Annotated in this window: 1 protein-coding gene and 1 pseudogene; both read left to right on the top strand. The window is 59.8% G+C overall.

Going from position 1 to position 766, the window contains the following annotated elements; genetic code table 11:
* A pseudogene (locus GCT13_RS48010) lies at positions 1–476 on the top strand (DDE-type integrase/transposase/recombinase); the annotation flags it as partial.
* Between the two features lie 80 nt (positions 477–556).
* Positions 557–766: transposase (locus GCT13_RS48005; protein WP_227747265.1), on the top strand; the 210-nt coding region annotated here is incomplete at its 3' end.

The following is a 766-nucleotide window of genomic DNA, read 5'->3' as shown; positions in this document are numbered from 1 at the left end:
CAGGGTTGAGCGTGCGTAAGCGCAGACGCAAGCGCATTGCCGCCGTCGAGCGAAAACCGCTGCCGGTGCCGACAGGCCCGAACCAGAGCTGGTCGATGGATTTTGTTTCTGATGGACTGGCTTACGGCCAGCGGTTTCGCTGCCTGAATGTGGTCGACGACTACACGCGGGAATGTCTGGCTATCGAAGTCGACACTTCACTGCCGGGTCTGCGCGTAAAGCACGTGTTGCAACGGTTAGGCGAGATGCGTGGATTGCCTGCATCCATCACGGTAGACAACGGCCCGGAATTCGCGGGTAAGGTGCTGGATGCATGGGCTTACGAAGCCGGCGTTACGCTGTCGTTCATCCGGCCAGGCAAGCCCGTCGAGAACGCGTACATCGAGAGCTTCAACGGACGCTTCCGTGACGAATGCCTGAATGAGCACTGGTTCGTCTCGATGCGTCATGCCAGACGCCTGATTGAAGGTAAGCGCCCGGCAATGTCGCCTTGAACCAGCGTGTTAGGGAAGCGACGATCGTGTCCACCAATTCTTTAAATGGACACGTGTACGCTATGAACGAGAATGAAGCCGGTTCTGAGGTGGTACAGCCGATACGGCGCCGCCGTCGCCACAGCAAGGAGTTCAAGGAGAAGGTGATCCGTGCGGCGATGCAGCCGAACGTGTCGATCGCCGCGGTCGCGCTGCATTACCAGTTGAATGCGAATTTGCTGCGTCGATGGGTGGCCGCGCAGGAGGAGCAGGACGCCGCGCGGGAGGCTCGC

The sequence above is a fragment of the Paraburkholderia franconis genome, from assembly GCF_009362735.1.
Lineage (GTDB): Bacteria > Pseudomonadota > Gammaproteobacteria > Burkholderiales > Burkholderiaceae > Paraburkholderia > Paraburkholderia franconis.
Note: the sequence above shows the minus strand (reverse complement) of the source record. Positions and strands in the feature narration are given on the sequence as shown.